The organism is Synechococcus sp. BO 8801 (assembly GCF_002252675.1).
In the GTDB taxonomy this organism is placed as follows: Bacteria; Cyanobacteriota; Cyanobacteriia; order PCC-6307; family Cyanobiaceae; genus Cyanobium.
This window is the reverse complement of the sequence record NZ_NQKY01000017.1, coordinates 61,209-69,484: the sequence shown is the minus strand read 5'-3', so window position 1 is coordinate 69,484 and position 8,276 is coordinate 61,209. Positions and strand designations below refer to the sequence as shown.

Sequence of the window (8,276 nt, the reverse complement as noted above, 5' to 3'; positions counted from 1 at the left end):
GGGGTGGATGCCGCCGGTCTGGCCCGGCTGGACCGGCTGGAGGGCTACCCCCGCCTCTACGACCGCCGGCCCCTGGCCCTGGCCGACGGCCGCCACGCCTGGGTCTATCTGGGGCGGCCCCACCAGGTGCGCCACGTGTCCGCCATCGCCGATGGCTGCTGGCTGGGTCCGGCGCCGGGAGCGGCCGTGCGCCGCAGCCAGATGGGCCTGGCCGTGGTGCTGGCCCTGGGCGGGGCCGCCCTGCTGGCGGCCGCCCTTCCTCCCGCCGCCCTGGCCTTCGACACCCTCTCCACCTGCAACGCCTGGCGCGGCAGCCATGGCAGCGCTCGGGTGCTGCTGGGCAACAGCCTCGGCGCTGCCCTCTACCTCACCAAGAAGCAACGGCTGCAGGAGAGCCCGGCTGATGCGCCCGTGGCGCTTTACAGCGACAGCGACCTGCATCGGGTCTGCGGGCGTTAGCCGCCGGCCACCAGCCAGCGGCCACCGGTCCCAAGCCCCAGTGCCAGCCAGCCCAGGGCCAGCCAGCTCCAGCGCAGGGGCTGCAGCAGTCGCCGCAGCAGCACCACCGAACCCGCCACACCCACCGCCACCACCAGGCTCTGGCAGAAGGCGATCACATGGCTGTCGGCGCTCCATCCGGGCAAGCGGGCAGCCAGCTGGGGCCACCAGGGGCTTGCGCTGACCGGCAGCACCAGCCCCCCCTCGGCCATGCCCAGGGGCAGATGGTCAGCCAGCATCAGGGCCCACAGCAGGGGCAACAGCGCATAGAGGGACAGCCGCAACCGGGAGGCCGCGACCTCCGGACGTCGTCCCCAACCGCGCAGATGGCGGACCAGCAGAAAGGCCCCCGCCGGCAGGGCCAGGGCCAGGGCCGCGAAGGCCAGCCGTGGCAGCAGCGGACCGTCATGCAGGTTCGCCGGAGCCAGGGCCACGCCACCCAGAAGCCGTTGCCAATGGTGCAGGCACACCCCACCGGCCAGCACCAGGATCAGGCCTGCCTCCCCGGCGGGTGGGGCCATGTCCCGCTGCAGATCCGCGGCGGGAGGCCGCAGCCTCAGCTGCACCGAGCGATGGGGGCAGGCCTGGGCGCAGGTGAGGCAGAGCACGCAGTTGCGGTTGTCCTCCAGGTGGGCCGGATGGGTGCCCAGGGGACAGCCGGCCGTGGCCAGGCCCTCGCCTTCGGCCGGCCCCCCCTTGAAGCAGGCGTAGGAGGTGCAGCTGCCGCTGCAGATCCCCGCCTGGGCCCGCAGCTCACTGATCGCCAGCTTGGCGAACAGGGCGTTCATGCCCCCCACCGGACAGAGATAGCGGCACCAGAAGCGCTTCTCGAAGCGCAGCGAACCGACCACGGCCCCAAGGGTGATCAGCAGCAGCAGGCAGCTGCTCAGCCAGGCCGAATTCTCCAGGTTCCATACCGCCTCCCAGAGCAGGATCGCGGCGAAGCCGGCCGCCAGGATCGGAGCCGCCCAGGCATCGCTGTCGCCCCGGGGCCAGCGGGCGGGCTGCCAGCCCAGGGCCCCGGCGATCCGCTGGCTGATCTCCCCCCAGACCATGAAGGGGCAGAACGAGCACCACAGCCGGCCCACGACCGGGTAGGTCAGCAGGATCACGGGCCACCACCAGGCCCAGAACATGTTCAGGGCCCCGTTGTGCTGCCGGTCCTGGGGACCGAACCAGAGCCAGAGGTTCACCAGCACGAACACCCAGCTCACCACGCCGAACAACAGGCCGTTCCAGAGCAGCGGCGACCGCATCAGGTCCCGCAGCTGGGGTTTCCAGCGCCAGAGATCGAAGCGGGCGCGCTGGGAGCGGCGACCGGTCCAGAACACCTCGTCGGGCAGGACGGCGGGCCGGTCGTCGGCGCACTGGCGCAGGGCCCGCTCGATCACCAGAGTGAGTTCCCGGATGTTGCCGGGGAAGTCGTAGGTCTGGAGCCGCTTGACCAGCCCCTCACTCACCGCGGGTGGGGTCGCCCAGCCCAGGCTGCGCGCCTTCTGGCGCACCCCGTAGCGCAACCATTCGCCCAGGTCCTGGCGCCGCACCCGTAGAGGCGGCACCCGGATGTGGCGGCAGCAGGCATCGAAATCGGGCGCCGTGGCCTCGGCGGTGAGGAACACCCGTCCCGGGAAGAAACGCTCGCGGCCGTCATCCGGTGAGACCCAGCGGCCGCTGCGGGCCAGCTCCAGCAGGGCCGACCGCAGCTGCGGATCGGCCTTGTCGATCTGATCGAGCAACAGGCCGCCGGCGCCGAGGCAGTCGAGCAGGGTGAGGCCATCGGCCCCGGCCGCGAACAGTTCCGCCCCGTCGGGGCGCAGCAGAGCGGCGTTGAGCTGCACCAGCAGCTGCTTGCGGGCCGCGGATCCGAAGTGGATCAGGGCCGCGATGTTGTCCTTCTCCAGCCCTGGCTCGCCGCTGATCAGCACGGGGCCGCCAGAGCCATCGGCGGCGGCGTCGCGGATCGCCTCCCGCAGCTTCTGGGCGTAGCGGCTGCTGCCGACGACGCCCCGCCGGACCCGGCCCAGCAGATAGGGCGCCAGCCGCAGCAGAGCGGCCCTGGCGTTCTCGGCCGCATCCTGCTGGGTGGACGTCATCGGCGCGGGCCCTGCTCCTGGGAGTCTGGGCGGAGAGAATGCCAGCGTTACGCTTCGCCCACCGATCGCGCCATGTCCGTCACCCTCCACGGCGCCCCGAACTCTCCGGCGTGAACCCTCCTGCCGCCGCTCCCTTCCACTGGCGGGGCCACCGCCTGGAGCTGCTGGCGGAGAAGGTCCTCTGGGATCCGCAGCAGGGGTTGCTGCTCCTGGCCGACCTGCACCTGGGCAAGGCGGAATCGTTCCAGTGCCAGGGCATCCCGCTGCCCAGCGACGGGGATGCCGCCACCCTCAATGCCCTGCTGGCGGTGGCCCATCGGCTCCAGCCCCGCCTGGTGGTGGTGCTCGGCGACCTGATCCACAGCCGCCTCGGACTCACCCAGGAGCTGCGCCAGAAGCTGGCGGCCCTGCCTTCCCTGCTGGGCTGTCCCCTGCGGCTGATCGGCGGCAACCACGAACGGGGCAGCTGGCTCGAGGGCCTGGTCCAGGAGCCCTCCTTGACCATGGGCCCCCTGTGGCTGAGCCATGCCCCGGAGCCCACGGCCGGCCGGCTGAATGTCTGTGGCCACCGCCATCCGGTGGCCCTGGTGGGCCGTGGCGCCGACCGGTTGCGGTTGCCTTGCTTCGCCTACGACCCGGCCCTGGAGCAGCTGGTGCTGCCGTCGTTCGGCGCCCTCACCGGCGGCTATCCCTGTCCCGACGGTGAGGCGCTCTGGCTGGTGGCCGATGGTGCCGTCGTGAGCTGGAAACCCGGAAGGGAGGCCTCCAGCCGGCGGGCCCGGCGTGTCGCCTGAACGCAAGCAGAAAGGCTCAACCTGCCGCCGCCAGGGCCCGCACCACATCGCCACGGGTGAGCACCCCCACCAGGGCCTCCTGGTCGTCGAGCACGAACAGCCGCTGGGTGCCCCGGTCGTGCAGCAGGCGGGCAGCCGCCGGAAGGGTGGTGGTGGCGGGGCAGCTGTGGGGTTTGGAGCCCATCACATCGCCCACGGTGCTGCCCAGCACCTGGTGCACCTGCTTGTCCCAGTCGAGCGGGTTGCGCAGATAAATCACGGCATCGAGCAGCATCACGTAGGGGCCGGCATCGAAGCCGCTCTCGCGCACCATCAGGTCCTGCTCGCTGAGTTCCCCCACCAGGGCTCCGAGCTCATCGAGCACCGGCAGGCCGCTGACGTGGTGGTCGCTCATCAGCTGCACGGCCTCCTGCAGGGGGGTGGTGGTGGTGACACTCAGCACGGGGCTGGTCATCACCTCGGCCACGCTGCGCTCGACGACCATGCGGATCTCCTCGGTGATGGCATTCTGCTGGTGAACGGGACCCCTCCCCTGCGACGCCTCGCCGATCTGCTGACGCTTGCCCGGGCCGTGCTGGGGTTGCCCCTGCTGCTGGCCCTGGCCGGCGGACGGCCCGCCCTGGCCTGGGTGCTGCTGCTGCTGGGCGGCCTGAGCGACTGGGCCGATGGCGCCCTGGCCCGCCGTGCCGGCGGTGGGTCGGTGTGGGGGGCACGGCTCGATCCGCTCACCGACAAGATCCTGATCAGCGCCCCGCTGCTCTGGCTGGCCCATACCGGCGGCCTGCCGCTGTGGGCGGTGTGGCTGCTGCTGGCCCGGGAGTTGCTGATCTCCGGTTGGCGGGCCGGCCAGGGCAGCGGCGGTCCCGCCTCGCTGGGGGGCAAGGCCAAGACGATCCTGCAGTTCCTCTCCCTGCTGCTGCTGCTCTGGCCGCCGGCCTGGGGCCTGGGTCAGGGGGCCGGGCTGGTGGCCGCCCTGCAGGCCGCAGGCTGGTGGCTGTTCTGGCCGTCGCTGCTGCTGGCGCTCAGCTCGGCCCTGGGGTACCTGCGGGCGGGTCAGCGGGTCTGAAAGCCCGTGGGGATGGGCTTTCCACTCCGCTGATCCGGACCAACAAACTAGAACTTCACCTTGACGCCGCCTCCGTAGGTGAATTGAGAGCCTGTCGAGAAGACTTCATAGCCAACACTGACGTACAGGTTTGTATGGCTGGAAACCTGGATATCCACCGCACCGTCGATCAAAAGTGTATTCGTGCCACGATTCTCACCCTGGGTCACGAAGCTGCCCGCGGCAGGAGCCGAGGGAAGAGAAGAACTCAAGGACCGGTTACCGGCATCATTGGCAAGGGCATCCACCTGATAGGCCAGAGCCAGTTTCGGAGTTAGGGCAGCAGTTCTCGCCTTGTTCAGTGCAATCGGACTTGAGGCAAGTTCGAAGCCGATGGTGCCGACGAGGCTATCGGCACGATTTCCTTCGATGCTGAGGTTAAGTGGCTCTCCACCACTCTCGGTAAGGCCGCTCTGTCCATAACTTGCCCAGGCAACACCTACGAAGGGCTTGAGAAGGACCTGGCTTCTGGAGGAGGGCTTCGAAAGATTAACCAGGTAATCTGCATTCAATGCCACAGTGTAACCGTCTCCGGCTAGCGAGCCTTGGACGGGGGTGCCATTCCCAATGAAAGCAACATTTCGGCTTCCGGTGGTGTTGTAGTTGGCGTACCCAATGAGGCCACGTACACTCCAATGTCTTGATGGTTTGTACAACCCGTAGATGGAAGCACTGTTGACATTCGATGACACCATCGCGTTGGTCAGGGACATATTGTTGAGCGCAGAGGTTCCATAGCCGTAGGCGGCTCCAATCGTCCACTGCTCAGACGGCTTGAACTCGATTCCGTAGAAGCTGGAGAAAATGCCGGAATCATATCCAGACAGTCCTCCGCTTCCCTGAACGCTGCTTGTCGCATTGGCTGCCTGGACAAAGACGCAGAGCGGTTGATGGCGGCGGTTTGCCGTCTTGCCCTTCTCTGGGTTGACGACCCAGCCCGTTGCCGAGCATTGGCCAGCCTGATTCATGAGAAGTTCTCTCTGCCGCTTCAATGTTTCGATGCCCACGCTCTGGAAGGCTGCGTAGGGCTCGGGCGAGAGAGAATCGATCGCTGCCGTGAGCTGCCCAAAGGAGGGCAGAGACAGCAGTTGGGATGTCGCAAGGAGGAAGTCTGGCGAGATCCCGGAAGCGACGGCCTGACCTGACGTGAAACCGGTGAGGCCGATGGGGATACCGAGACTGTTGGCATTGTTGGTCGTGGCAAGAGCCAGTCTCTGGAAGACGCGGTCAACGGCTCCAGCGGTGGCCAACTGGTTGACACCATTCCGGCCGAGGAACTGAATGGCAGAACCTGTGGGACCAATACCGTTCCTTGGTCTCCACTGGACATCGATGGTCCTGGGATTTCCATCCGCCCCCTGAACCAGGGTCGTGCCTGCACTGAGCAGTGCGCTGTTGACGCCACTCTGATTCAACGTCAGAGCGTTCAGATTGGTGAAATCGATGCTGTTGGATGCATCCACCAGCACATAGGAAAAAATAGGCCATGGCACACCCCCGCCAGAGGCGACCAGCTGGACATTGCCCGTGAGGTTCGTCACATTGTTCATGACGTTGATGCGGTCGTTGAGTGGGCCCTGAATCTCCGCTTCAAAGGTACCGCCATTGAGATTCAGGTTGGCGACCGTGATGGCTCCGATTGAATTTCCAGGTGCAATCTTTCCTCCGCTTTCGATCGTTGTTGTCGGCAAGAAACCTGTTCCGCCAACCGTGCCTCCGGATTGCACAGTCAAGCCAGAGGACGATGCCAGTGACCCGTTGACAAAGACGGTCGAGTTGCTGCCAACAACTGTAGCTCCGGTGAATGTGCTGATTCCGGTGAGGTTGGTGCTTCCGGCAAGCCCGGAATTGATGAATGCCAGGGCTCCGGGACCTGAGAAAACCCCACTGAAGGTGGAGTTATTTCCGTTAAGATCAATGCTGCCGCCTGCGCTGCCGACCACGTAGCTGGTGGCAAAGCTGCCAGGCCCTTCCACGATCAGCGTGCCTCCGGCGAATGTTGTGCTGTAGGGACTGCTGGCGATGGCAGGGCTGCCTGGCACGATCCCTTCCGATAGAAGCGTCAAGAACCAGGAGTTGATGGAGAGGGGATCGCCCCCTGCCAAGTCCGTGAAGATCAACGTCCATAGGCCCGATCCATTCTGGCCGAGAAAAGCTGAAAGGGACTCCGTTGGTCTGAATGATCCGGTCTCCAGAGTCGATCCAGAAACCGTGGATGCGGCGCTGTCTGCAAAGGTCCATGTCGCTGTACCGCCCGGTGTCTGGCCACCCAAAGCTCCTCCCGGAACCAGAGTTCTGGCAATTCCTGCTGGGCTCAGGAGTTGAAGTTGAATTTCGTCGTTAAAGGAAAAACCGATACCCTGGCAGACCCCAGATGCACTGATCGGGTCATCACACTTTGTCAGGTTGATGGTTGTGGAAATGCCACCGACATTGCCACCGAAACCGAAGAAATCGAGAGACGTGCTTGCCGATCCGCCATCAACTTGCAGGACGGGTGAGAAGACTGCGGATCGCGTTATCGACTGAGCGGATGCCGGTTGATGGATCAGGCCCGTGGCGGCAACGAGACCAATCAGATACAAGCCAACCGGGTTCCTCTCCGTCATCATTTCGGCATCGAAAGAAGCCTGGGAATCTACCGGTCAGGTCTCCACGCCTGGATGCAGGCTGGCCTCTGTCTGCATATGAACATCAGGCTGCTGTCCGGTCACATCCTTGGCGACGGCATGGCGGCTTCCGGCGCCATGGAGCCAGAAAGGTGTTGAACCGCGTCGATGGAGAGTTCATCGTTGCGGTGTCACGGGCCCTGGACTTTGAAGTCGCTTGCCTGTCCATGGGCGGCCCCTCACCCCAGCAGGGCCTCGTCGCCGCTGAAGTCGGGCGTGGTGGGCATCCGCAGGGCGTAGTCGTTGGTGTAGCTGTCGGCCAGGGTGGCCTCCAGGTCGAAGGCCGGCTCCCAGGCCAGCTCCCGCCGCACCCGGTGGGTGTCGGTGAGGAAGTGGGCCAGGCGCAGGGGAAAGGCCTTGCGGGCCTTCTTGTCGAGGCCGGCGGGATCGAAGCTGCGGATCTCCACCGTCTCCGGATCGGTGCCGCAGGCGCGGGCGGCGGCGGCCACCAGGCCCCGGAAGCTGATGCCCTGGGAGCCGGTGCAGTTGTAGATGCGGTTGGCGGCGGCCTCCACCTCGATGCAGCGGGCCATGGCGGCCGCCAGGTCGGCCACGTGGCCCAGCTGGGTGATGGTGCTGCCGTCACCGGGCAGGGGCACCGGCCGGCCGTGCACGATCCGATCGAAGAACCAGCTCTCCACCGGGTTGTAGTTGCCGGGACCGACGATGTAGGTGGGCCGGAAGCTGGTGAAGGGGATGCCCTCCTGGCGCAGCCAGGCTTCGGCGTCGAGCTTGCCGGCGTGACGGCTCTGGGGATCGGTGGGGGAGTCCTCGTCGAGGGGCCATAGCTCGCTGTCGGCGTAGACCCCGGCCGAGCTCACGTACACCAGACGGTGGGAGGGGGGACCGGTGCGCTCGATCACCTGGCGGGTGTCCTCCAGGGTGCGGCCGGAGCTGTCGACGATCACATCGAAGGGGCGGTCCTGGAGGGCCGCCAGGCCTTCGGCGCTGCTGCGGTCGCCCTGCAGATGCTCCACCCCCGCCGGCACCGGCTGGCGGCCACGGGTGAAGAGGCTGAGCTCATGGCCTGCGCCCAGCAGCCGGTTGACCAGGGGGCGCCCCACGAAACGGGTGCCGCCCATCACCAGGATCCTCATCGCCATGCCGCGTCGGTGAG

7 protein-coding genes are annotated in these 8,276 nt (G+C 66.7%); 3 read left to right on the top strand and 4 right to left on the bottom strand.

Annotated features, from left to right (window positions below; genetic code table 11):
- Positions 1-459, top strand: a 459-nt coding sequence (locus CJZ86_RS12360) for a gamma-glutamylcyclotransferase family protein (protein ID WP_143594152.1), incomplete at its 5' end; no start/stop codon positions are given.
- On the opposite strand, the gene CJZ86_RS12355 is transcribed toward CJZ86_RS12360, so the two are convergent.
- Entirely contained in the window at positions 456-2,591 is a 2,136-nt protein-coding gene (locus CJZ86_RS12355; protein ID WP_094586236.1) for an AAA-type ATPase lid domain-containing protein, read from the bottom strand. The two genes, CJZ86_RS12360 and CJZ86_RS12355, sit on opposite strands and share 4 nt — an antisense overlap.
- A 110-nt stretch (positions 2,592-2,701) precedes the next feature.
- Here CJZ86_RS12355 and pdeM point away from each other — a divergent pair, with 110 nt between their 5' ends.
- A complete protein-coding gene (gene pdeM / locus CJZ86_RS12350) occupies positions 2,702-3,385 on the top strand; it encodes a ligase-associated DNA damage response endonuclease PdeM (protein WP_094586235.1) in 684 nt (227 codons plus the stop codon).
- A gap of 16 nt (positions 3,386-3,401) precedes the next feature.
- Here the strand turns inward: pdeM and CJZ86_RS12345 are convergent, their stop codons facing one another.
- On the bottom strand, positions 3,402-3,869 hold the full coding sequence (locus CJZ86_RS12345; RefSeq protein WP_094586234.1) for a CBS domain-containing protein: 468 nt from the start codon (positions 3,867-3,869) through the stop codon (positions 3,402-3,404).
- A gap of 30 nt (positions 3,870-3,899) precedes the next feature.
- Here CJZ86_RS12345 and CJZ86_RS12340 point away from each other — a divergent pair, with 30 nt between their 5' ends.
- Positions 3,900-4,451, top strand: coding sequence for a CDP-alcohol phosphatidyltransferase family protein (locus CJZ86_RS12340; protein ID WP_094586233.1), 552 nt, complete (start codon positions 3,900-3,902; stop codon positions 4,449-4,451).
- A 47-nt stretch (positions 4,452-4,498) separates the two neighbouring features.
- Here the strand turns inward: CJZ86_RS12340 and CJZ86_RS12335 are convergent, their stop codons facing one another.
- Both CJZ86_RS12335 and CJZ86_RS12330 read right to left on the bottom strand, forming a co-directional pair.
- Entirely contained in the window at positions 4,499-7,099 is a 2,601-nt protein-coding gene (locus CJZ86_RS12335) for an autotransporter family protein (protein WP_158219560.1), read from the bottom strand.
- Positions 7,100-7,338: 239 nt separating this feature from the next.
- Positions 7,339-8,256 carry an NAD-dependent epimerase/dehydratase family protein gene (locus tag CJZ86_RS12330; protein ID WP_094586231.1) on the bottom strand — a complete coding sequence of 306 codons (918 nt, stop codon included), beginning with the start codon at positions 8,254-8,256 and terminating at the stop codon, positions 7,339-7,341.
- Positions 8,257-8,276: the final 20 nt, after the last annotated feature.

Excerpts from the sequence above, each read along its gene's own strand:
- CJZ86_RS12345 (WP_094586234.1), bottom strand. The coding sequence starts at position 3,869 with ATGGTCGTCGAGCGCAGCGTGGCCGAGGTGATGACCAGCCCCGTGCTG.
- CJZ86_RS12330 (WP_094586231.1), bottom strand. The coding sequence starts at position 8,256 with ATGAGGATCCTGGTGATGGGCGGCACCCGTTTCGTGGGGCGCCCCCTG.
- CJZ86_RS12355 (WP_094586236.1), bottom strand. The coding sequence starts at position 2,591 with ATGACGTCCACCCAGCAGGATGCGGCCGAGAACGCCAGGGCCGCTCTG.
- CJZ86_RS12335 (WP_158219560.1), bottom strand. The coding sequence starts at position 7,099 with ATGACGGAGAGGAACCCGGTTGGCTTGTATCTGATTGGTCTCGTTGCC.